The sequence below is a fragment of the Qipengyuania pelagi genome (assembly GCF_009827295.1).
In the GTDB taxonomy this organism is placed as follows: domain Bacteria; phylum Pseudomonadota; class Alphaproteobacteria; order Sphingomonadales; family Sphingomonadaceae; genus Qipengyuania; species Qipengyuania pelagi.
The window spans coordinates 2,095,561-2,116,127 of sequence record NZ_WTYD01000001.1 but is presented as its reverse complement, the minus strand read 5'-3'; the positions used below and the strand labels follow the sequence as shown (position 1 = coordinate 2,116,127).

Sequence of the window (20,567 nt, the reverse complement as noted above, 5' to 3'; positions counted from 1 at the left end):
TTCTCCTAAGCTGGTTTTTCCGGGCATCGATCAATCCCGACTATCGAGGCGATAGCGGCTGTATGCATCTCGTCTTGTGAGCCGTGGGCCCAGAGCTCGTGCTCCCCTTCCGCTCGCGTAGACCTCGCTGGCCAACCACGCCTGCTCCTCGAGAAGACGGAATTGCATGACCTCACGCCACCAGACCTGTGCCTTCGAATCCCAACGGTAGCCACGCATCCGCAAAGCATCCTTGGTCGAGAACGCCGAGCCGACGGCTTCAACGAGGAAACTTTCGCATGAAGAGCTGCCATCGAGCTCGTAAAGCAGCGGGCGACCATCGGTCCGCTCGTGGCGCAGAAGCTGGATGAGTGCGTCGACATCCCCCTGCGCTCGATGGGCATCATAAAACCATCCTGCCTGCGCGCACAGCCAGCCGAGCGACCGACCTTCGAAGCCAGCCGCCGCCCAGTCGATCTCCACGCATGAGCAAGCCCACTGCTTGGTCGGCAAGTCGGTGAGGCGCTTCTCCACCATGGGGCGGTCGAACGCGGCGTTGTGGGCTATGACAAGATCGGCGGATGAGATGATATCGGTCGCCACCCTGTCGTCGATCCGACGCCCGACGAGATCTTGGTCCGTTATGCCGGTGATCCGAATCACATCTTCGGGCAGCGGAACGCCAGGATCCTCGCGCCAGCACCACGCCCGACCAATCTCAGTGATGTGCCCACCGGGATCATACCTGAAACGTCGCACCGCTAGTTCGATGACCCTATCGTTCTCGAGATCCAGCCCGGTCGTCTCCACGTCGAGGACGGCAGCCACGCGCTGAGGGTCGTCCGGATCGCCGAAGCCGGTCTCGCCGACACGAAGGTCGACACGGCGCAATTGGCGTATATTGGACTGCGCCGGTTCAACCATGTCCGCTCTCCAAGGATGCCGAATGGTCGAAGAGCAGTCGATCCATCACGGCCGGATCGGCGTCGAGGCCAAGACCCAGGCCGTGAAGGAGGATCGCCTTCGAGCAGGCGCTGCGCTCCATGCAGGCTTCGATCGGCGCGCGGCCTTCGAAAAGCTCGAGCGGCGAGACCATCCAGCCTACCGGATCCTCCGCCAAGCCGTCCCGCTGCATTCGGGCGCCGGTCTCTGCAGCCACGCATGCGATCCGGACGAGCGCGACGCGGTGAACAGCCAATATGCCGCCACTTTCGTCCTCAAGCGGATCGAGCGCCCAGTTCACCGGGTCCTGCTCGAAATGAGGGTCGAAGTCGTAATCCGCGGTATCGCTCATGGCACCGCTCCTCACGTTCCGCGCCGGACCTACCGGCGCCTCGCACGAGCAACATAGCACATCGATTCAATACTTCAATAGCTATTGAAGCATCGAATTAACTTGTCGGTCGGGATGGCTGACGCTATCTGCAGGAGAATGGAAAAGATGGATGTCGTCGCGAAGCTCAGTGCCCTTGCCCAGCCGACCAGGCTGGAGATATTCCTCGCGATAGCCAGCGCTCCGAATGGCATAACCTCGACCGACGTGGCCGAGCAGACGGACACGCTGCCGAACAATGCATCGGTCCACCTGTCGATCCTGCGCAATGCCGGCCTCGTCCGTTCCAGCAAAAGCGGTCGAAGTGTAACCTACCGAGCCGAACTGGACGCATTGCGGTCCTTATCTGATTTCCTGCGCTCGGCACCCGACTGAGGCGATTTTCCCTCTACTGCGACTAAAGAAAAACGGAGGAGCATTGCGAAAGAAAGGGCCCTCTGCAGATGCTGGGTTCGGTCGTAGACCTGACAATGGTGTGTGAGCTCCTGCACCCTACTCGTGATTTTAGGAGCAGATCGATTGGGAAGACCACACCGGGACGCATGGTGAATTCAGGCGGCGACTTGAAGGGTGAGCATAGGTCCGATTCAGTCAAATCGGACAGGAACATTTACGATGCATTCGGATGGAATGGAAGCGGACTGGACAGGAGTGACCAGTCACGCAATCCTAGGTGGCCGACGGTGAAAGACCAGATGTCCTGGACACTTCGCCCAGGAGCTAGACGCGGGCCAGTTGATCGTCGATGTAAGACAGCGTGCGCGACAGCCACCTGCTGATCTGTTGGACGTTCTCAGGATGGTGAGCATGGGCATCACCGGGGCTGGTCCGCCACCAGGGGGCGGCGCTAGCGAAATGCACCGCCGCAATCGCTCGTGAGGACACTACGGTCGTCACTTCAGGTATGTTCGATACCGCCGAACCGAATTCCCGCACCGTTGGCTCGGTCTGTTCCGCACGTATCAGATTGGCCATCAGCGCTGCCTCGTCGGCTGCGCCCTCCGCTGCAAGGCTCTCCAGCGCGTCAAACTGCCAGTGCGGATGGCCGGCGTCTCCCGCCTGATAATCCCAGCCCTTATCCGCCTTGACGAGACCGGCCCACTCGGCGCGAAACATCTGCGGCTTGGGTTCTACCCCCTCATATCCGAAGTGGATGGTCGCGCCTGAGGACCGAAATAAGAATACCTTGGTCTTGCCGGCTTTTTCCAACAACCATTCCTCGCGATAGCCCAGCCAGGCAAACAGACTACCACCGAGATCCTTGATCGGCACGACGAACACGTCAGCGCCCCTATTTCTAGATGTCCGTTCGGCGCCAGCGCTTCGGGCGACACCGAAAGCAACAATTCCTCCCTGGTCTTCGCGCTCTAGGGTGACACCCTTCGAAAGGCTCGCCTTGGAAAGCGCTGTCTGAGTCGCGAGGCGATGAGCCTCCAGATCATCGACCTTGATCCTGAACGGCCTCACCGGTCAGAGATCCTCGAAGAGCGCCTCGCCGTAGAGGCTTCGGACAACGGAACTGACCTGTGCCCGCCATTCCGAATCCTGGGGCGCCATGTGCGTTCCGAGGCGAGTAAGCTGATTCAACCTCGCCCCGACCCGTTCATCGCGCGCTGCCGAAACGAGATCAGGGACCGGGACCTGGTTCACGAAACGCGGGCTGAGGTCATATTGCCCTCCTCCGACATACGACGAAAACAAGCGCAGAACAGTGTGGAAGGGCTCGGAATTGAACAGTGCTGCAAACGCGGGAAGCAACTCTGGCAGGATCGTGGTCGCGGACGTCGCATCCAGATCGTACGCTCCTTCATCGTCAATGCTCACGCTGTCGGCATCGGTCGCTTCGGTTCGCGGGAACCACGCATAGCCTTGAACGACCGCGTAGAAGCCCTTGGGATCCAGAGCGAAGCTTCCGGGCGCCCCGAAATATTTCGAGACGATGCGCGGAGCGTCGCTCGCGCTCCAGCTCCGTCGCTCGGAAAGCCCCCACCAGTCCTCCCGGCCGGCCCGCACGATACTCGATCTGGCCGCTAGTTCCGCCCGATAGGGTGCGAGGTACGTGGCGTGGAACTCCGGCACCTTGCTCCTGAGATCCTCTTCATCAACAATCCGCTTACGATCCCCGTCATTCGGGTAGAAGAGCCACTTATCCGGCGTCAACTTTCCGTCGATGAGATTGTCGCTCGTCATCGCAGGCCTGAACCAAGTCCGCTCGGCGGGCGGCAGCTTCGAGTGTTCGACCGCAGATACGAGGAACACGCCGTTCCGACCTGTCCTGATCCCCTGCCGGACGTCAAACAACTCCCCTATCCGGCGCGTCGCGCCAAGCTTCTGCAAGCGGTGCAGCGCCTCTGCGGCCGCCGGCGGCACGAGGCGCCAGGTCGTTCCTAAGAAAGCATTGGAAGGGATGGGATACACGTGCCAGCGACCTCGCCGGTCGTCGACCGGAGCGACGCCGCGGCGCACCGCCCGGAACGCGTCTCCTGTTGACTGTGCTGTGTCTCCCGCGATCATGGCGAGTGCTGGCGTCTCGGAATCGGCCTTCCCGCTCCGCAGCACGAGGCCCGCGACCTGCACCGTTGCATGGCGGAACAATCCGTAGTCACCGAGAAAGGCCAGCATGCGCACATCCGTTCGCTCGATCAGACTTGCGCGCCACTTCTCCGCCGCCAGAAGTGTCAGCAAGCTTGCGGGCAGTAGAGCACCAAGCACACCTCCGGGCATGAGTGCTGAAAGTGCCCGAAGCACGAACACCATACTGAGGTCCGCACGGCCCTGCAAAAGCCCTCCCATCAACTCGCGAGTGAGTTCTCGCTCTGCAGCCGGCATGGCGTTCCAGGAAAGGAACGGCGGGTTCATGAGCAGGACGTCGCATCGGGGCAAGTCAGCCCGAAGGGAGTCAGCCACGGCCAGATCGATACGAAGCCCGCCGTCTGGTGACCAATCGGAAGCAGCGAGTGCTAGAACGAAGCGAGCCATCGACACGGCGGGTTCCGAGATGTCGCGCCCGATCACACTGAGCTTGCCCTGGAAACCCATCCTGCGGATGGTGCGGATGGCCTCGTAGAGGAACGAGCCCGAACCGCAGGCTGGATCCATCACGGTCAGCTCCCGCCGCGAACGAATATCGCCGAGTTCGGACAGAGCACGCTCTGCGATCGTGCGGGCCAATGGCGGGGGAGTGAAGTGGGCAGTTCCGCGAGTCTCCCGTTTCGCCGTAGCGGGGCCGATCCAGCCAAGCAGGTCAGGCATCGACGTTTGGCCCAAGGCGAAATGGGCTTCCTGGAATATCTCGCTGCCAGCATGGCGGATCGCGAGATCCGGTTGAAGGCCCAACAAGTCGCTCCTGCGCGCCTGTCCGGCCGCCTCCGCGACCAGCATCTCGCGGCTGGTGCCAGGCAGCGCGTCCAGAAGTTCGCGGCCAATCCCCGGTAAGTGCTTGCGCCCGCCGATCTCCATGCCTTCAGCGAGCAGGGCCAGGAAGACATTGACGCTTTCTGCATCGGGCATCTCTGCAGCGGCTACCGCTGAACGTGTCTTCCTGAAAAGCTCGACCAGTTCCTCGGTGACGCGCTTGTTAGATCGAACCCGATCGGCGACGAGATACTTGTAGAACGCGTCAAGTCGGTCATGCACGCTGGACAAGGAGAACAGCTCGGGTGTCTTGGCGTCCCAGCGCGTGACCGCAACACGATCGGGGGTAACCGTGACATGGTGAGGCACACCGCTCGACCAAGCCCATTCGGCGGCGCGACGGTCCCGCCACAGTTCCTCGCGCGTGAGGGAGATCGCGAAGCTGCCAAGCCCCCCATCAAGCAGGACTTGGTGGCTTCCATCCCCTTCGATCTCGTCGCTGAATAGCGGCACGGGAGCCAGCCCGAGATCACAGGCCCACCGATCGGCGACCTTGACGTCGTCGATCGCTCCGGTGCTGTGAATTCCCGTTGCCATACAACGCCGATATCAGCGGAACGAATCGACTACAAGCAGTAACTCGCAAGCACGATGCCCCACGAGTCAAGTCTGTCGCGTCATGCCGGCATCCTGTCCGGTGACCGGTCGGGAACATCTGAGTGCGCGGCGAAGCGCGGAGGGCAAATTGCGAGACTCACGCGATACCTTCGCACGCACCACTAAGGGGTCCTGCGGCTCCGGGGAGCGTTGGTTCTCTGTGACCACCGTCAACTGGCAGATCGAGCTTCAGCGGATCTGCGGCGAAGCCTACACATTACGATGCCTCAAGGATGAGCGACGGCGTATGCTCGCGTTGGTCTGCGCCACAGCGGAGACAACCTTTCCCAACTTTGAGCTATGAAATCGAATTCGGTCAATATATTGGTATCCGCTAGGGGCGGGCTACGGGAGTGGTCTGCAAGGGGGCCAAGATGAAAATCATATTCTGGTCGATCGCCGCCGCGATTGCGATCCTGATGTCCTTCGCTTCGCCGGCACACGCTCAAGAGCGATCCGCGGTGAAACAGGGTTTCGAACTCGAAGCTAACAGCGGGAAACGGATCCTCGTCTTCCGGCCCGCTGTGAGCGTTGGCTCCCAATCCACGGGCGGGATGTTCGAGCCGAACGCGGACTGGACCGAGCAGGCCAAGAGCAACATCCAGGTGGCGCTCGAAGAACTCCAGGCGCGGCTAGGCAACGAGGTCGTCGAAGCGCCGGAAGCCTTCGGGGAAGACGCCCGAGCCGTTGAGGAGCACATGGCCCTGTTCGCCGCCGTGTCGCAAGCGGTCATCGAGTACCAATTCTTCGTCGGCAACCGACTGCCGACCAAGAAGAAGGACAACAAGGCGGACGTCTTCGACTGGTCGCTCGGCGACGGAGTGGCCGACCTACCAGGAGCAGAAAGTGCCGACTACGGCCTCTTCATCTTCAACAAGGATGCCTACGGTTCGACGGGCCGCAAGATCCTCCAGGCAGTCGCCCTGCTAGGGCCAGGGATCGCGGTGAAATCCGGCGAACACCTTGGCTATGCCGGTCTCGTCGATCTGAGGACGGGGGACCTCCTTTGGCTCAACGCCGATGGCGCGATGGGCGGAGACGTGCGCGAAGCGGAAGGATCCCAGAAGCGGGTCAGGCAGCTTCTGGAGGAATTCCCCGGCAGCGACATCGGGAAGGAATGAGCGTGATCCGCTCATCCATACTCGCGGCGGGATTGCTCGCAGGCGCATCGACCGCATCAGTCGCCGCCGAACCTGCCCCGCTCCCTCCGCCCTTCGAAGGCTACTACCAGCCGCAAGGTGTCGACGAGATCGGCCTGTGGCGCGAGGACGACGAGAGCGAGCGTCGGCTCGCCGCCTCCCCACTCGTCATCCAGGACGAGAAGCTGAGCGGCTATCTCAAGGAGGTCCTCTGCCGCGCAGTCGGAGACGATCGCTGCGGCACCGCGCGGATCTATGTGATGCGGGAACCGACCTTCAACGCGACCATGTCGCACAACGGCACCATGCGCGTCTTCAGCGGCCTCCTCCTGCGGATGCGCAACGAGGCGGAACTGGCAGCGGTGCTCGGTCACGAGTTCGGCCATTTCGAGAGCCGTCACGGTCTCAACCGCTTCAAGGCGGCTCGGAACGGAACCGACCTGCTCGCCTGGGGCGTGCTGCTGGCGAGCATGTCGCCGAGCTACGACGCTCGCCGCACATATGAGTCACTCGAGATCTCGGTATACGGAAACCTGTACCGCTACGGCCGCGACCACGAGCGCGAAGCGGACCTGCTCGGTCTGGGCTACCTCAACCGGAGCACGCTCGCTCCTCAGGCCGCATCGAACGTCTGGCAGAACCTCATGGGCGAGATGGAGGCGTCGGCGGTCGCGCGAGGCCTGAAGAAGCCGAAGTTCAACGCGATCGCCTTCACCGCGTCGCATCCGCCAACGAGCGAGCGCGCTACCTACCTCGCCGCTCTCGCAGCTCCTGAAGGGGCTGGTCGAGATTATGGTGCCGAGCGCTATCAGGAAGCGCTGTCGGCGTGGCTCCCGGTCTTCCTGGAGGACCAGATCAAGCTGAACGATTTCGGCGGTAGCGAATACATCATCGACAATCTCGCCAAGGACGGTTGGACCGCCCAGCTGTGGCACGCGCGAGGCGAGCTCTATCGCACCCGAGGCAATCAGCGTGACCTCGTCAACGCGGTCGAGTTCTATTCGAACGCCATCGCTCTCGATGACAGTCTCGCGGCCGCACATCGCGGTCTCGGTCTCTCGCTGTTCAAGACCGGAGAGCGGACGCGGGCCCAGCGGGAACTCGCCCGCTATCTCGAACTCGCACCAAATGCCGACGATGCGAAGATGATCGGCATGATGCTGCCCAAGGAGCCTTTTCAATGAGTTCTCGTTTCTTACGTTCCTGGGCGATCGCGGGCCTAGCTGCACCCGTTCTCGCGCTGGCCGCCGCGCCTGCCGACGCCCACAAGCTCCGGGAGAAGGGTAATACGGTCGACGTCGCGGATTCCGACGTGGTGGTCACTCCCTCGCGGGACTGGAACCGCCTGAACGGAAAGATCGGCAAGCGGACCGAAACCTGGACGCTAGATGGCGAACAGCTCAACGACGTCACCTTCTTCGGAGGCATCGAGGCCGGCGATCCGCTAGTGAAGGAGCGGAACAAGAAGCACGATCCACTGCCCAAGTTCACCTCGTCCACGCTGCTGATCGAAGTGCCGGAACTCCTTGAAGGGACCTATCGCACCTACAAGGATCTCGCTGCTTTCCAGATCTTCTCGGTCGAGCCCGGCCAGTTCCTCGGATCGGAAGGCGTGCACTTCACCTACGAATACACCGATCTCGACCAGCTGACGAGAAAGGGCGAGGCCAGGGCCGCGATCATCGAGGGACGGCTCTTCATGCTGACCTTCGATGCACCCCGCCTCCACTATTTCGATCGCACGGTCGGGGATTTCCGGGCGCTGGCCGACACCGCTACCCTGCGTTGAGCAATGCCGCCAGGCGACGCGGACCGGGAGCGGAAGGAGATTGCGCCAGTGGACGCTGACGCTCGCGCACCGGGAAGGTCAGCGCGTCGGAGCTGAACCGGTCGCAGACGTAGCGTCCGATCGCGAATGGGGCATCGTTCGTAAGGGGCGGATCATGCCGGCGTGAGGCAAGTGAGGATGACGATCATTGATCTCGGGCATCTACAGGCGAAGCCATGTCGAGGTGGCGCAGGAGCAGCCGCCCAAGATAGGAAATCTCGACAGAATGCTCGTAATCGCCCTTCCGGGTATCGAAGGTCGGCGCCTGCCCCCGAGGCGGTGTCCGGTAGTTCTTGCATAGCAGGCCCAGACGCAGGAGATGTTCGCGGCCCGCCTCATAGAGCTTCTCCGCGTCGATCTCGCTCCGGCTCGACTGTAGATCCGCCGGGTCCGGCCGATTGACCATCTGCCAGATCCCGAGATCTCCGCCGTAGGACTGACCGTAGGCGTTGAGCAGCACGAGCTCATCGTCATCCAACTGTCCGAGCAGTCTCGTGAGTCTCTTGCGGCGAACGAGATCGGCATCTTTCGATCGAAGACCATTGGCCACCATCGTGGCTATCTTGTCGACCCTTTCCCAACTCATCGCCCGTGCGGCCTGGAAACCGCCCTCTTCGATCAGATCGATGTTCTCCGGCTCTGCGAGAATTGCATCAAGATCCGCCTCGAAAGCTTCAAGACGCGTATTGAGATCGCGGACATAGCGGACGATCCGCTCCGTTCGTTGATCTGGAATGATCTTCGTGATGAGTTCGCCGATGACCCCGCCGAACATCGGGACGAGACCGGAGATGGCACGGCCGGTGGCTGCCAAGGCATCATGCTCGTCTTCGCCAAGATCGTCTTCGGGCGGGTCCCGTCCGTCATTCATCATTCGCAACCGATCCCATCCCCATCGCGGTCGAGGTGTCGGGCGTATCCCGGGTCGCCGCTCCTGACGGGAGCTTTACCCGCTGCCCGAGCTGCCGCGCAATTCGCATAATAGACATCAGTTCGAGCCGACTGTCGGTCGCGGCTCTGAGTCGGCGGTGTCCGATGACAATGGCGCCCCCCGTTCTTGCGATCGTTATGACAACCGTCCGCTGCGAGCCCCCCAGGATGTGCGATGGCGGCCGAGGGCCAGATGAACGAAACCACCACCGACAGGAGTGATCCGACCATCATCAGGACGATGACCACGAACTCCAGTCTCATGAAGAGGTCATCGCGGTCTTCCGAACGGCCCTCTCGTTCCTTCAACGGCATCGGTGCTCCTTCCAATATCGATCCCATCGCGACGCCCAGCCGCCTCTGACCATCGCGCAGGAGACGTCCCCGGCCCTGGGCGATACGCACCATGCGCCCGTCCGGTCACGTCCCGCCGATCCTGTGGACACGCAGCGCATGGTCGGGCCTTCCACCAGCACGTGGCCGTGGCGGCCCCAACCAAGGGTGCGACCGAGCAATCCGGCCAAGGCATCGCGTGCGGCGATCGGATCCGCGTCGGGGCAGGGATGACCGGTCGAACAGCTCCCATCCAGTTCGCGCGCGGCGATGCCGGCCAACCGGATGCGTGGGCCTTCGGCACACCATACCGGTCCGTCGCCGTCCCAGACCGCCTCGGGCGTACACGCGAATTCCTCGCCGGCGGGAACGATGAGGAGGGCCATGGAAACGAGCAGCGTCACCGGCTCCTTCTACGAGAAGCACCGGACCGATCAACTTCCGTGGCACCGGTGGTCGGGTCCTTCCTCACGGAGGCGATCGAAACGACGATGGGTCGCGAATAACCGCAGAGAAGGGAAAAGCATGAAGAGCATAGGAGAAAATCTGGCGTCGGTGATGGACGAGCTCGTCCAGCAAGCTAGGCACACCGCCATCGAACACGACGACAGGACATTGCAGGAATTCGCGTGGAAACTGAAAGGTCTGGGAGACGCGGAGAACGATGATGAAACCATGGGTCTGTTACGAGGGGTGAGCGTCCCCGAAGGCTTCCGTCACGCACGCTATACGATCTACGAAGTTATCGGGTCGGGCCCGAACGGCGAGCTCCTGCTCGGCGATCCGAAGCCAGGCGGGCGGCTCATCGACGGCAGAATGGGGTGCCTGGATCTCAAAAGGCTGGTCCGCACGGCGCTCGTGTTCACCAGCGATCCGGATACGACGAGCATGGGCCCGGGGCGCTGGCTGGAAAGCTTCACCCTGCCGATCCGAGATCCGGGAACCTTGGAACTCGGACTGGTCGTTGAGCCACGAGAGATCAACGACGGATCCTTTCCCGCGCGCGTCCAGGCGACGATACGCATGGTCGAGGAGCGGCGCACGTCCGTGCGGAAGTCACGATCAGCCTATATTGGAATGGCCTCGACGTGATCACGCAACTCTCTTCGGGACGGGAACACCCGGCTGCCCAGCAGGAAAGGCTCCGTCACCAAAACGATTCGTATCGGACTGACCCGATCTGCCAAGGTGAAGATCAAGTCGCGCAGGTTCTTCAGGTCGATGTCCCGGCAATATCCTCCCGTGCTCAGCTGAAGAAAGACCAGACGTGAAGTCAGCTGGACTTCGACGTGCGTCGCACCGTGACGTGCCGCATCGTCGAGTGCGACCTTGACGGAGTGGTAGGAGGCTCGGTGGTTGGTCCCTTCGACACGTGGTGCATCCAGGAAGACCTGTCCGTCCCATACGACCGGAAGATGCGGTCCGGGGTTGGGGCGACAGCCGGCGTCGCAGAAATAGACCAGGCGGGCTGCACCCGAGAAGGTCGGTCGCCCCGCGATCGCGGTCGGACGGTTCGCGAGCTCTTCCGGAGAATCGGTGTCTTTCGTCATGGCCGTCTCCTAGCCTACGACGGGTTCACGAAACGTTGAGCGCCTGCCCGCGAGCCCAAATCATCCATTCGGCCCCCTGGTCGGGTTTCGTCGATCATAAAAGGGATGCAGGAGATCGCTCTCGCGCCTGGCGGTTCGCGCAATGGCTATAATATGCGCGTATGCCGCAGACGGGACCGTCCTGCGCATCTCGTGGGCATCATGCGTCGCAACCCTAGTGTGCGAAGAACCGGTACGTCCTCGGAAAATGAGAATGATGAACGCCTCGAAGAAAAGTCACGCTTGGCGAAAGGGAAGCCTGCATGAACCAGTCCGTTGCGAAAATCGCCCTATCGTCCACCCGACCGGACGAAGGTTCTCGGGTCCATCCCGGGAGATGACGCGCCTGACCAGCGTCCTCTTCCTGCCGGCGCTCCTGTGCGATGCGAGCCTGTGGCGCGCGCAGATCGAGGACTTGCGGGATATCGCAGCGCCCGCGATCGCCGATCTGACGCTGGACGACACCGTCGCCGCGATGGCGGACCGCGCTCTCGCAGCCGCGCCAGAGACCTTCGCGCTGGTCGCGCTTTCGATGGGGGGCTACGTCGCCTTCGAGATGCTACGCCAGGCGCCCGAACGCGTCACCCGGCTCGCCCTGCTCGATACGAGCGCCCGGGAGGACAGCGCTGCGCGCAGGAGAGAGCGTGCCGATGCCATCGTCGCGCTGGAAGCCGGGCGGTTCCTGGGTGTCACGGACCGGTTGCTTCCGCAGCTGATCCACCAGACCCATGTCCACGGCCCGGTCGGGGATCAGGTGAAGGCAATGGCCGCACGAGTGGGTCGTGACGCCTTCATTCGTCAGCAGCGCGCCATACTCGGAAGAGGGGACAGTCGGGATCTGCTCGCGCGGATCACGATCCCCACGGCTATCGGCGTGGGCGACACCGATGTCCTCACACCGCCGGCGGAAGCCGAAGCGTTGAACACCGCGATCGCAGGATCCACCCTCCATACCTTCGCGGGGTGCGGGCACCTGCCGCCGTTGGAGAAGCCCGGGGAGACGAGCGCCTTCCTGCGCGATTGGCTCGTGCGATGACACACGGACCTCCCCGACCATCGGGCGGAACTGTCGGGCAGATCCCGGGCGAACATGTCGATGAAGTTCCGTACGTGGGCGAAGGGTCGGCGGATCAACCCGTCGAGCACCAGGAGTGAGCTAGCCCGACCGTAATTACTCCCCCGGTCTCGCTCGCGCTTTCAGGGGATCAGTCGCTGAGCGCGCAGGCGCTCGAACAGATCGAAGAAGGAGGCATCGGTCTGCCTGTATCCCGTAAAGCCGAGGATGCGTCTCTTGCTCATGTCGGTCAGCACCTCGATGGGACGCCCGAGGTCGGCATCGGTGTGCCAAGGTGAAGCGAGGCGCGATAGATCAGGTTCGACCAACCCTTCCCGCTCGGCGATCCCACGCCAGACGTCCGCGTCTCCGGACAATTGTCCTTCCAACGGACGCGGCGTCCCGTCGAAAGGCGCCGGTTCCAGCCCGAACCAGTGCGCGATGCGCCCCCACATCCAGCGCCATCGGAAGACGTCCTCATTGACGACGTTGAATGCTTCGTCATGCGCGGACTTCGTATCGGCTGCCCATAGCAGGTGCTCGGCCAGCAGGTCGGCATCGGTCATGTCGGTGAGGCCGTTCCATTGCACAGCCGAGCCTGGAAAGACGAAGGGGCGTCCGGTCTCGCGGCACAGCGTGGCGTAGACCGCCAGCGTGGTGCCCATGTTCATCGCGTTTCCCACCGCCATGCCGATCACAGTATGGGGGCGATGCACGCTCCAGCTGAAGCCATCGCGCGCTGCCGCCTCGAAGAGCTCGTCCTCCTGCGCGTAGTAGAAATTCGCCACATCGAGACGACCCTGATTCTCTCGGAACGGGGTATGGGGGAGACGGCCCCTTCCGTAGGCTTCGAAAGGTCCGAGATAGTGCTTGAGCCCAGTAACGAGTGCCACGTGTCGTGGGCGGCCGAATTTGGACAGCCCCCCCAAGAGATTGCGCATCATCGAGCCGTTCACGCGGATATTCTCCGCCTCGGTGTCCCGGCGCAGCCAGGTGGTGACGAATACCGCATCCGGATCGATATCCTTCAGCGCCTCCGCGGTCGCGGCGGCATCCTGAAGGTCCGCCGGGACCGGTTGGACCCCGTCCATGCGCGCGGGACTGCGCGACAATCCGTGCACCTGCCAGCCGCGTTCGATGAGCAGCCGGGCAATCGCGTTGCCGTTGATGCCGGTCACTCCGGCGACCAGAGCGGTCTTCGCCATATGAAACTCCTTTAACGTCCGTCCGAAGTTAGGCAGGGTCCGCGCAAGGTTCCAGACGGCACCTAGAAGTAACGTAGGCACCATGAGGTAACCAGCTGTGCGATCAGGAACTCCCGAAGAGGAATGGCGCGAGGACTGCGCACCGCGTCGCGTCCTTTCCCTGTTCGCCACCAAATGGACCAGCATGGTGCTGCACACACTCGACGCGCTCCATGACGGCGCGGCGCGCACGGGTGTGCTCCAACGCAGCATTCCCGGTATCTCCAAGAAGATGCTGGTACAGACCCTGCGCGAGATGGAACGGCTCGGCCTGATCAGCCGCCATGTCGAAAGGGTGGTACCCCCTGCGGTCGAGTACCGGCTGACTTCCTTGGGCCGGCGCTTCGTAGAGCCCGTCCAGCTACTGTACGACTGGGGCCGCGACAATGCCGATGCGCTGGATCGTCTACACGAGGACGCAGCGGAAAGCCGTAACTGATCACGGGCAGATCCGACTGGATCGACTGGACCGGTGAAGAAGTCCGTTCCATCACGCTCCGAATACATTCCCCAGCATATCGCATCGGTGTGGTCTGTCTGCGACCGAGCCCGATCCCCCTGTCTCTCCACCGCTCGGTTGAGCGGAGATGCTGCCGATCGTATCGTCCAGGGCGAAAATCGAGTGCCGCCGACCGTGCTTTCTCCAGCCCCGGCGGCACTCGTCCAAAGGGGGGAGTGTTCCGCGGCCTTGAAGCGATCCGCGGTCGTCGAGCGATCCTCATTCGTGCAGCCCGTTCGCGGGAATGGGCTTCTCCCGAGAGGCTTGGATATGCCTCGTAATACAAGGGAAAGCGTCCTGCATCTGCACGGAGAACGTGTAGGCCCAGTGTCGGAATGGGGCTTTCATGATCGAAAAGGTATGGAAAAAATACACCATCCGTATTGGACCGGTGCCGATTTTCCCATCACTCTCGAACCATAAACAAGGTCGGTCGGTCAGTCATGGACCGTGGAACCGATACAGGGAGATGGGAATGAAGAACGCTACAAGCCTCGCCATGCGCTGCTCGGTTTCGGCAACGGCGCTCTGCCTGGCGCTTGGCATCGCTGCACCTGCAGCAGCCCAGAGCTCCGCAGAACCCGCCGGTCAGACAGAGGATCAGATCGGCGATGCCGATCAGCCTGCGATCGAGGCAGGCACCTCGGCGGCCCAGGCGTCCCCTCCAAGTTACGGCGACGAGCCGGCCGGACAAGAAGCAGCATCGACACGTGATGCCGGCGGCATCGGGGTCATCACCGTGACCGCACGCCGGCGCGAGGAGGGCATCCAGAACGTCCCGATCTCCGTCGCGGCGTTCGGCGGCGAGGCGCTTGCCGACCGGCAGATCGATTCCTCCGACAAGCTGACCCAGCTCGCTCCCAACGTCCAGTTCAGTGCGGTCGCCCCGGCGTCCGGAAACAGCTCCTCCTCCGCGATCTTCATTCGCGGCGTCGGCCAGACCGACTTCCTCACGTCGACCGACCCGGGCGTCGGTTTCTACGTCGATGGCGTGTATTTCGCCCGCGCGAGCGGAACGGCCATCTCCCTGCTCGACGTCGAACGTGTCGAGGTCCTCCGCGGGCCGCAGGGCACACTGTTCGGTCGCAACACGGTAGGGGGCGCGATCCAGGTGTTCTCCGCACGCCCGCAGTTCAGCGGGATCTCCGGCAATGCCGGCGCGGTCGTCGGCGACTACGACCGGATGGAAGTCCGGGGTGTGGTCAACGTACCCATCAGCGATACGCTGGCCTTCCGCGGCGCGGCCATCAAGCGCAAGCGCGACGGTTACGTGACCAATATCCTCAACGGTCGCGATTACGGCGACGTCAATACCTTCGCAGTGCGGGCAAGTCTCCTGTGGCAACCCAATGACAGGTTCGAGGCCCTGCTCATCGGGGATTACACCAAGGACGATCTGAACGGTTCGCCCACGGTTTTCGGTGGCATCAATACCAGCGCCGCCTTCGTGCGGTTCGCTTCCGCGATCGCCGGATGTCCCGGCTTCGCCCTGACGTCACCCCCGACGCCCGTCCCCGAAAACAACGATCGCCGCTGCGCGAACAACCAATATCTCGCGCTCGGACCCTACCAGGTCGCTTCGAACGCTCCCAGCCGCTCGGAACTCGAGATGTACGGTGCGGGTCTGACCCTGCAGTACGACGTCGCGGACTGGCTGACCGTCAAATCGATCACCGCCTACAGGGAGACGAAGCCCTTCTCGATCCGTGACGCGGACAACACGCCTCTCCTGATCCTCGAGACGGTCAACAGCGACGACATCAAGCAGTTCACGCAGGAACTCCAGTTCCTCGGCGAGACCGCCAACGGGCGCCTGAACTATCAGCTCGGTGCGTATTACTTCCGCGAGACGGACTTCCAGTTCTACCCGGTCTACCTGCCCTCGCAGATCAGTCAGACCAGCGGGGAGGAACTGCGCGTCGGCGGGCTGAACAACAACGCGGACATCAAGAACGAGTCCATCGCGTTCTTCGCGCAGGCGACCTATGCCTTCACCGAAAAGCTCGATCTGACGGTCGGCCTGCGGTACACGCGCGACGAGAAGGAAGCGACGCCGTTCGAGACCGCAGCGGGTTCGGGGTTCGGGTATACGAATGTCGGCTACAACGTCGCCTATCCCGCACCCCTCAACGGACAGACGGTCTGTCTCGGGCCGCCCCGGACGGGCCCTGCCGCTGCGACCTGCAGGGGCTCGACGGTCTACCTGTTCGATCCGGTCCTGAACTCGCGGACCGACAGCCGTTTCACCCCTGCGGCCACGCTACAGTATCAATGGACCCCCGAGTTCATGACCTACGCCAGCTACTCGCAGGGCTTCAAGAGCGGCGGTTTCAACACGCGTATCGTGCAGCCGGTGATCTCCCCCAACTCGCCAACGGGGCGTGAATTCCTGCCGGCCTTCGACCCCGAGACTGTGAGTTCCTACGAACTCGGCGGCAAGCTGCTCATCGGGCGAACCCTGCGACTGTCAGCCGCGGTCTTCCGGTCCAAGTACGACGACATCCAGATCGTCGTTCGTGAGGGGGTCGCGCCGGTGGTGCGAAATGCAGGCCAAGCCACGATCGACGGCTTCGAGGTGGAAGGATCGGTAAGCCCGATCGGCCCCCTGATCATCAATTTCGGGGCAGGGTACACCGATTTCCAGTATGACAGCTTTACGCCCGCTCTCGAAACCGGTCAGGCCAATCTGGCACCCGGGGCCCTGGGTCGGGTCGATCTCGACGACATGCAGGCCTACACGCCGAAATGGAGCCTCAATGGCGGTTTCGCCTACGAGATCCCGGTCGGCGCCGGATCGATCACACCACGGGTCGATGTCGCCTATCGCAGCAAGACCTATTTCGATGCGCCCAATACCGAGCAGATCGCACAGGACGGATATGCCCTTGTCAATGCGCTGATCCGTTACGAAGCGCCGGACAACCGCTTCACGCTGACCGCAGGTGTGACGAACCTCACGGACAAGGCCTATCGCGGCAGCGGCAATTCATCCCTGACCGCAGCGTCCGGATACGCCGAGGTCACGTACGGTCCGCCGCGCATGTTCACATTCGAGGGTGTCATCAACTTCTAACGGGCAGTCGGGAATCTCTCCTCCTGAACCTGTTCGGCCTGCTCGCCCAGACGTTCGACGGACGTCTGGGCGAGTATTCTTTCACGTCGGAAAAGATTTACGACCGGCACGCGGGACGTGACATGCCGAACTCAGTCGACACCGTTGGCGAGACTGTGCAGAGCTTCTGGAATGGGATAGCCCCATACCTCGTAAGTGCGCACGATGACGTCAGCCAGGAGTCTCAACTCTGGCGAGCGATCCTCATGACGATGGTTCATGATGATCGGTGATGCCGCTTCAGGCGGAAGGGACCGATAGCACACGCCGTCCATATGGGCCTTCGCGACCGACTCCGGCACGATGCAAACCCCCTCTCCGGCCGCTACCAGGCCGACCGCGATCTGCAGTTCCCTCACCTCGTAGGCGACCCTCGGTCTGACCCCGGCATCGTTCATCAGGCGAAGAACCTGATCGGCATAGCTGGGCCTGGGCTCTCGGGGATAAAGGACCAGATCCACCTCATCCAGGTCCTGCAACGCCAGAAGCTCCCGATCGGAAGAAGCGAGCCTGTGCGCCGTCGGTATCGCGGCGACCAGAGGTTCCCTGCGCAGAACTATCCTGCGGACGGACTCGTCCTCGAACCTTATCCGACCGAACCCGACATCGATCCGTCCGTCCTTCAGAGCAACGACCTGATCGAGACTGACGAGCTCGAGCAGGCCGAGATCCAGCTGAGGATCGCTGGCACGCAATTCGCGAATGATGGGAGGCAGGCGGGCATAGATGGTCGAGGCCACGAACCCTATGGAAAGCCTGCGCCGATCGGCGGCGATCGCCCGGTCTACCATGGACCGCATCTCGGACATGCGACCCAGGACCTGAAGCGCCTGCTCGAGCACCAGTCGCCCGACCTTCGTAAGTTCCAGGGGCCGCGCGCTGCGATCGAAGAGATCGGTCCCGATCTCTTCCTCGAACTGCTTGATCTGCCGGCTCAGGGGCGGCTGGGCCATGTTCAGCCGCTCCGCGGCTCTCGTGATGTTCCGTTCTTCCGCGACCGCCACGAAATACCGGAGTTGGCGCAAATCCATCGACATACCCTCCTGGTATGACCCTAAGACGATATCAGTCTTTGGCAACCATCGATCGGAAGAGCATACCCCACCGGAGAGGAACACCGAGAAAGTCTGAATGGCAAACCGCGTCAAATTGGGTTCGATCGAGACCCTGATCGTCGACCTTCCGACCATCAGACCCCATGCCTTGGCCATGGTGACGATGAACGCCCAGTCGATCGTCATCGTCCGTATCCGTGACACGGACGGCGCAACCGGCATCGGCGAAGGGACGACCATAGGGGGGTTGAGCTACGGGGAAGAAAGTCCCGAAGGGATAAAGCTCGCCATCGACACCTACATCGCCCCCCTGCTGGCGAACCACGATCTCGCGAAGGTCGGTGCGACGATGGCCGATATCGACAGGCATGTCTCGGGCAACAGGATCGCGAAATGTGCGGTCGAGACAGCCTTGCTAGACCTCATGGGACAGCGGCTCGGACTGCCGATCTCCGATCTCATCGGGGGCGGACGGCGCCGTGAAACCCTGCCCGTGGCCTGGACCCTCGCAAGCGGGAACACCGAACGGGACATCGCCGAAGCCGAGGCCATGCTGTCACAGTGTCGGCACAGGATATTCAAGCTCAAGATCGGAAAACGGCCGGTCGACGAGGACGTCGCACATGTGGCGGCGATCAAGCGTGCTATTGGCGACCGCGGCAGCGTCCGCGTGGACGTCAATCAGGCCTGGGACGAAGCAGCGGCGGAACGCGGTATCGCGGCACTGGCGGATGCGGGTTGCGAGCTGGTCGAGCAGCCGCTCCCACGCGATCTGCGGAACGCCACCGTAAGGCTCACGGCCAGGGCTGCGATCCCGATCATGGCAGACGAATCGCTGCATGGTCCTGCGGAAGCCTTCGATCTGGCAGCTTCGGGCGGAGCCCGGGCCTTCGCGATCAAGATCGCGCAGTCCGGCGGACTTCACGCCGCTCACGATGTGGCGATGATCGGTGCCGCTGCCGGCATGGGCCTCTACGGCGGGACCATGCTGGAGGCGGGTGTCGGAACGGCCGCATCCGCGCACCTGTTCTCGACCCTCCCTTCCCTTTCCTGGGGAACGGAACTCTTCGGTCCCCTGCTCCTGACGGAGGAACTACTGACCACATCCCTAGCCTATGCGGACTTCGAACTGGCAGTTCCCAATGGCCCCGGTCTCGGTGTCGAGATCGACGAGGACAAGCTGCAGCATTTCAGGCGCGATCGGGCAACACCCAAACTTCACGCGATCGGAGGCGCGAGCTGATGCTTTTCATGGTCGAGATGGCTGTCGACATCCCCCTTTCCTTCGACCGCTCCGAGGCGGAGCGCCTGAAGGCTGCCGAGAAGGAGCAGTTTCAGGAGCTGCAGCGAGCGGGCACGTGGCGACACATCTGGCGGGTCGCTGGCCAATACGCGAACGTCAGCATCTTCGATGTCGAAGACAACGCCCAGCTCCACGAATTGCTCACGGGCCTGCCGCTCTACCCGTTCATGACGATGAAGATCACCGCGCTATGCCGGCACCCTTCCTCGACCTACGACGATGACAGATAATACAAGTTACGGAGATGGAAATGCAGGAAGGTTTCGTCGACAGCCCGGCTGTCCAGCAACTCCTCGACAAGGTCGCGGGGACCGGTTCGAGCGAAGGTGATGACCGAATAAAAGCGGTCGTGCGCGATCTCGTCGAACAGGTGATGCGCGTGATCGTCAGGCACGACCTGAGCGAGGGCGAAGTCTGGCAAGGCGTCAATTTCCTCCAGGAAGGTGCCGACGAGTTCGGCCTCATCATGCCGGGCCTCGGCATCGAGCATTTCCTCGACCTCTACATGGATGAAAAGGACAAGGAGGCCGGGCGCGACGGGGGCACTCCCCGCACGATCGAAGGACCCCTCTACGTCCAGGGCGCGCCCCTGGTCGAGAACGGAGCCGATCTGACGGACGATCCGGACGATACCGGAACCCTCTACATGAGCGGACGGATATACGGTCCCGACGGCGAGCAGGTGGAGAACGCCATCGTCCATGTCTGGCATGCCAACTCGAAGGGGTTCTATTCCCACTTCGACCCGACCGGCGAACAGACGCCCTTCAACAATCGGCGCCGCATCCAGGCGGAAGACGGAGGTTACGCCTTCCGATCGAAGATGCCGAGTGGATACAGCGTTCCGCCCGGCGGTGCTTCCGATCAGCTCATGAAGGTCCTGGGCCGCCACGGCAACCGTCCCGCGCATGTGCATTTCTTCATCGAAGCACCCGGTTACCGGCAACTCACGACCCAGATCAACTTCGGCGACGACCCCTTCGCCGCGGACGATTTCGCCTTCGGTACACGGGATGGGCTGCTTCCCGTCCCTAACCGCCAGGGCGATACCGCCAACATCCAATTCGACTTCCATCTGCAGCGTGCCGACAGCGACGCCGACGAGGTATTCTCGTCCCGCAAGCGCCTGTCCGTGGACGCTTGAACCGACCAGGAGCT

Annotated in this window: 21 protein-coding genes; 11 read left to right on the top strand and 10 right to left on the bottom strand. The window is 62.5% G+C overall.

The features are described 5' to 3' along the window. Positions 1–30: 30 nt before the first annotated feature. Both GRI47_RS10335 and GRI47_RS10330 read right to left on the bottom strand, forming a co-directional pair. Positions 31–903 (bottom strand): 3'-5' exonuclease, encoded by an 873-nt coding sequence (locus GRI47_RS10335; protein ID WP_160661150.1) that lies wholly within the window; start codon positions 901–903, stop codon positions 31–33. Next, complete coding sequence (locus GRI47_RS10330) at positions 896–1,273, bottom strand: hypothetical protein (protein WP_160661149.1); 378 nt, start codon at positions 1,271–1,273, stop codon at positions 896–898. Before GRI47_RS10330 ends, GRI47_RS10335 begins: the two co-directional genes overlap by 8 nt. Positions 1,274–1,411: 138 nt before the next feature. Here GRI47_RS10330 and GRI47_RS10325 point away from each other — a divergent pair, with 138 nt between their 5' ends. Continuing rightward, on the top strand, positions 1,412–1,687 hold the full coding sequence (locus GRI47_RS10325) for an ArsR/SmtB family transcription factor (protein WP_160661148.1): 276 nt from the start codon (positions 1,412–1,414) through the stop codon (positions 1,685–1,687). 345 nt (positions 1,688–2,032) lie between these two features. Here GRI47_RS10325 and GRI47_RS10320 read toward each other — a convergent pair whose 3' ends face one another. Together GRI47_RS10320 and GRI47_RS10315 are read right to left on the bottom strand one after the other, a co-directional pair. After that, positions 2,033–2,593 (bottom strand): hypothetical protein, encoded by a 561-nt coding sequence (locus tag GRI47_RS10320; protein WP_160661147.1) that lies wholly within the window; start codon positions 2,591–2,593, stop codon positions 2,033–2,035. 189 nt (positions 2,594–2,782) lie between these two features. Then, entirely contained in the window at positions 2,783–5,263 is a 2,481-nt protein-coding gene (locus GRI47_RS10315; protein ID WP_160661146.1) for an N-6 DNA methylase, read from the bottom strand. A 434-nt stretch (positions 5,264–5,697) separates the two neighbouring features. On the opposite strand from GRI47_RS10315, the gene GRI47_RS10310 reads away from it, so the two are divergent. The 3 genes from GRI47_RS10310 to GRI47_RS10300 are packed head-to-tail and all read left to right on the top strand — an operon-like array spanning position 5,698 to position 8,251. After that, positions 5,698–6,444 (top strand): hypothetical protein, encoded by a 747-nt coding sequence (locus GRI47_RS10310; protein WP_160661145.1) that lies wholly within the window; start codon positions 5,698–5,700, stop codon positions 6,442–6,444. A 2-nt stretch (positions 6,445–6,446) separates the two neighbouring features. After that, the gene (locus tag GRI47_RS10305; protein WP_298840351.1) at positions 6,447–7,646 is read left to right on the top strand and encodes a M48 family metallopeptidase; all 1,200 of its coding nucleotides are present in this window, start codon (positions 6,447–6,449) and stop codon (positions 7,644–7,646) included. Next, positions 7,643–8,251, top strand: coding sequence for a hypothetical protein (locus GRI47_RS10300; protein WP_160661143.1), 609 nt, complete (start codon positions 7,643–7,645; stop codon positions 8,249–8,251). Before GRI47_RS10305 ends, GRI47_RS10300 begins: the two co-directional genes overlap by 4 nt. Before the next feature lie 184 nt (positions 8,252–8,435). Here the strand turns inward: GRI47_RS10300 and GRI47_RS10295 are convergent, their stop codons facing one another. The 3 genes from GRI47_RS10295 to GRI47_RS10285 form a co-directional block, all read right to left on the bottom strand. Next, positions 8,436–9,164 (bottom strand): hypothetical protein, encoded by a 729-nt coding sequence (locus tag GRI47_RS10295; protein ID WP_160661142.1) that lies wholly within the window; start codon positions 9,162–9,164, stop codon positions 8,436–8,438. Further along, positions 9,161–9,451, bottom strand: coding sequence for an excalibur calcium-binding domain-containing protein (locus tag GRI47_RS15015; RefSeq protein ID WP_237452774.1), 291 nt, complete (start codon positions 9,449–9,451; stop codon positions 9,161–9,163). Before GRI47_RS15015 ends, GRI47_RS10295 begins: the two co-directional genes overlap by 4 nt. A gap of 74 nt (positions 9,452–9,525) precedes the next feature. Then, positions 9,526–9,939, bottom strand: coding sequence for a hypothetical protein (locus tag GRI47_RS10285; RefSeq protein WP_202387444.1), 414 nt, complete (start codon positions 9,937–9,939; stop codon positions 9,526–9,528). 139 nt (positions 9,940–10,078) lie between these two features. Here GRI47_RS10285 and GRI47_RS10280 point away from each other — a divergent pair, with 139 nt between their 5' ends. After that, complete coding sequence (locus GRI47_RS10280; protein ID WP_160661140.1) at positions 10,079–10,645, top strand: hypothetical protein; 567 nt, start codon at positions 10,079–10,081, stop codon at positions 10,643–10,645. Here GRI47_RS10280 and GRI47_RS10275 read toward each other — a convergent pair. Next, positions 10,621–11,103: a ribonuclease H family protein gene (locus GRI47_RS10275; RefSeq protein WP_160661139.1), complete on the bottom strand. Its 483-nt coding sequence runs from the start codon at positions 11,101–11,103 to the stop codon at positions 10,621–10,623. The two genes, GRI47_RS10280 and GRI47_RS10275, sit on opposite strands and share 25 nt — an antisense overlap. A 376-nt stretch (positions 11,104–11,479) precedes the next feature. Here GRI47_RS10275 and GRI47_RS10270 point away from each other — a divergent pair, with 376 nt between their 5' ends. After that, entirely contained in the window at positions 11,480–12,178 is a 699-nt protein-coding gene (locus GRI47_RS10270) for an alpha/beta fold hydrolase (RefSeq protein ID WP_160661138.1), read from the top strand. A 161-nt stretch (positions 12,179–12,339) separates the two neighbouring features. Here the strand turns inward: GRI47_RS10270 and GRI47_RS10265 are convergent, their stop codons facing one another. Then, positions 12,340–13,401, bottom strand: coding sequence for an SDR family oxidoreductase (locus GRI47_RS10265; protein WP_160661137.1), 1,062 nt, complete (start codon positions 13,399–13,401; stop codon positions 12,340–12,342). Between the two features lie 97 nt (positions 13,402–13,498). Between GRI47_RS10265 and GRI47_RS10260 the strand changes: the two genes are divergently transcribed. Both GRI47_RS10260 and GRI47_RS10255 read left to right on the top strand, forming a co-directional pair. Continuing rightward, positions 13,499–13,879, top strand: a complete 381-nt coding sequence (locus GRI47_RS10260) for a winged helix-turn-helix transcriptional regulator (RefSeq protein WP_160661136.1) — start codon at positions 13,499–13,501, stop codon at positions 13,877–13,879. A gap of 535 nt (positions 13,880–14,414) precedes the next feature. Further along, a complete protein-coding gene (locus tag GRI47_RS10255) occupies positions 14,415–17,012 on the top strand; it encodes a TonB-dependent receptor (RefSeq protein WP_160661135.1) in 2,598 nt (865 codons plus the stop codon). A 131-nt stretch (positions 17,013–17,143) separates the two neighbouring features. Here GRI47_RS10255 and GRI47_RS10250 read toward each other — a convergent pair whose 3' ends face one another. After that, positions 17,144–18,082 carry a LysR family transcriptional regulator gene (locus tag GRI47_RS10250; RefSeq protein ID WP_160661412.1) on the bottom strand — a complete coding sequence of 313 codons (939 nt, stop codon included), beginning with the start codon at positions 18,080–18,082 and terminating at the stop codon, positions 17,144–17,146. A 100-nt stretch (positions 18,083–18,182) separates the two neighbouring features. Here GRI47_RS10250 and GRI47_RS10245 point away from each other — a divergent pair, with 100 nt between their 5' ends. From GRI47_RS10245 to GRI47_RS10235, 3 genes are read left to right on the top strand one after another with little or no spacing between them, the layout of a single operon-like run. Further along, on the top strand, positions 18,183–19,349 hold the full coding sequence (locus GRI47_RS10245; RefSeq protein WP_160661134.1) for a muconate/chloromuconate family cycloisomerase: 1,167 nt from the start codon (positions 18,183–18,185) through the stop codon (positions 19,347–19,349). Then, a complete protein-coding gene (catC, locus tag GRI47_RS10240) occupies positions 19,349–19,639 on the top strand; it encodes a muconolactone Delta-isomerase (protein ID WP_160661133.1) in 291 nt (96 codons plus the stop codon). The genes GRI47_RS10245 and catC overlap by 1 nt, the downstream gene beginning before the upstream one ends. Positions 19,640–19,659: 20 nt before the next feature. Beyond that, positions 19,660–20,553: a dioxygenase family protein gene (locus tag GRI47_RS10235; protein WP_160661132.1), complete on the top strand. Its 894-nt coding sequence runs from the start codon at positions 19,660–19,662 to the stop codon at positions 20,551–20,553. The last annotated feature ends 14 nt before the right edge of the window (positions 20,554–20,567 follow it).

What these genes read in the sequence shown, in the direction of transcription:
- GRI47_RS10335 (WP_160661150.1), bottom strand. Translation starts at nt 903, where the DNA reads ATGGTTGAACCGGCGCAGTCCAATATACGCCAATTGCGCCGTGTCGAC.
- GRI47_RS10330 (WP_160661149.1), bottom strand. Translation starts at nt 1,273, where the DNA reads ATGAGCGATACCGCGGATTACGACTTCGACCCTCATTTCGAGCAGGAC.
- GRI47_RS10325 (WP_160661148.1), top strand. Translation starts at nt 1,412, where the DNA reads ATGGAAAAGATGGATGTCGTCGCGAAGCTCAGTGCCCTTGCCCAGCCG.
- GRI47_RS10315 (WP_160661146.1), bottom strand. Translation starts at nt 5,263, where the DNA reads ATGGCAACGGGAATTCACAGCACCGGAGCGATCGACGACGTCAAGGTC.
- GRI47_RS10310 (WP_160661145.1), top strand. Translation starts at nt 5,698, where the DNA reads ATGAAAATCATATTCTGGTCGATCGCCGCCGCGATTGCGATCCTGATG.
- GRI47_RS10300 (WP_160661143.1), top strand. Translation starts at nt 7,643, where the DNA reads ATGAGTTCTCGTTTCTTACGTTCCTGGGCGATCGCGGGCCTAGCTGCA.
- GRI47_RS10295 (WP_160661142.1), bottom strand. Translation starts at nt 9,164, where the DNA reads ATGATGAATGACGGACGGGACCCGCCCGAAGACGATCTTGGCGAAGAC.
- GRI47_RS15015 (WP_237452774.1), bottom strand. Translation starts at nt 9,451, where the DNA reads ATGGTCGGATCACTCCTGTCGGTGGTGGTTTCGTTCATCTGGCCCTCG.
- GRI47_RS10285 (WP_202387444.1), bottom strand. Translation starts at nt 9,939, where the DNA reads ATGGCCCTCCTCATCGTTCCCGCCGGCGAGGAATTCGCGTGTACGCCC.
- GRI47_RS10280 (WP_160661140.1), top strand. Translation starts at nt 10,079, where the DNA reads ATGAAGAGCATAGGAGAAAATCTGGCGTCGGTGATGGACGAGCTCGTC.
- GRI47_RS10275 (WP_160661139.1), bottom strand. Translation starts at nt 11,103, where the DNA reads ATGACGAAAGACACCGATTCTCCGGAAGAGCTCGCGAACCGTCCGACC.
- GRI47_RS10270 (WP_160661138.1), top strand. Translation starts at nt 11,480, where the DNA reads ATGACGCGCCTGACCAGCGTCCTCTTCCTGCCGGCGCTCCTGTGCGAT.
- GRI47_RS10265 (WP_160661137.1), bottom strand. Translation starts at nt 13,401, where the DNA reads ATGGCGAAGACCGCTCTGGTCGCCGGAGTGACCGGCATCAACGGCAAC.
- GRI47_RS10255 (WP_160661135.1), top strand. Translation starts at nt 14,415, where the DNA reads ATGAAGAACGCTACAAGCCTCGCCATGCGCTGCTCGGTTTCGGCAACG.
- GRI47_RS10250 (WP_160661412.1), bottom strand. Translation starts at nt 18,082, where the DNA reads ATGGATTTGCGCCAACTCCGGTATTTCGTGGCGGTCGCGGAAGAACGG.
- GRI47_RS10245 (WP_160661134.1), top strand. Translation starts at nt 18,183, where the DNA reads ATGGCAAACCGCGTCAAATTGGGTTCGATCGAGACCCTGATCGTCGAC.
- catC (WP_160661133.1), top strand. Translation starts at nt 19,349, where the DNA reads ATGCTTTTCATGGTCGAGATGGCTGTCGACATCCCCCTTTCCTTCGAC.
- GRI47_RS10235 (WP_160661132.1), top strand. Translation starts at nt 19,660, where the DNA reads ATGCAGGAAGGTTTCGTCGACAGCCCGGCTGTCCAGCAACTCCTCGAC.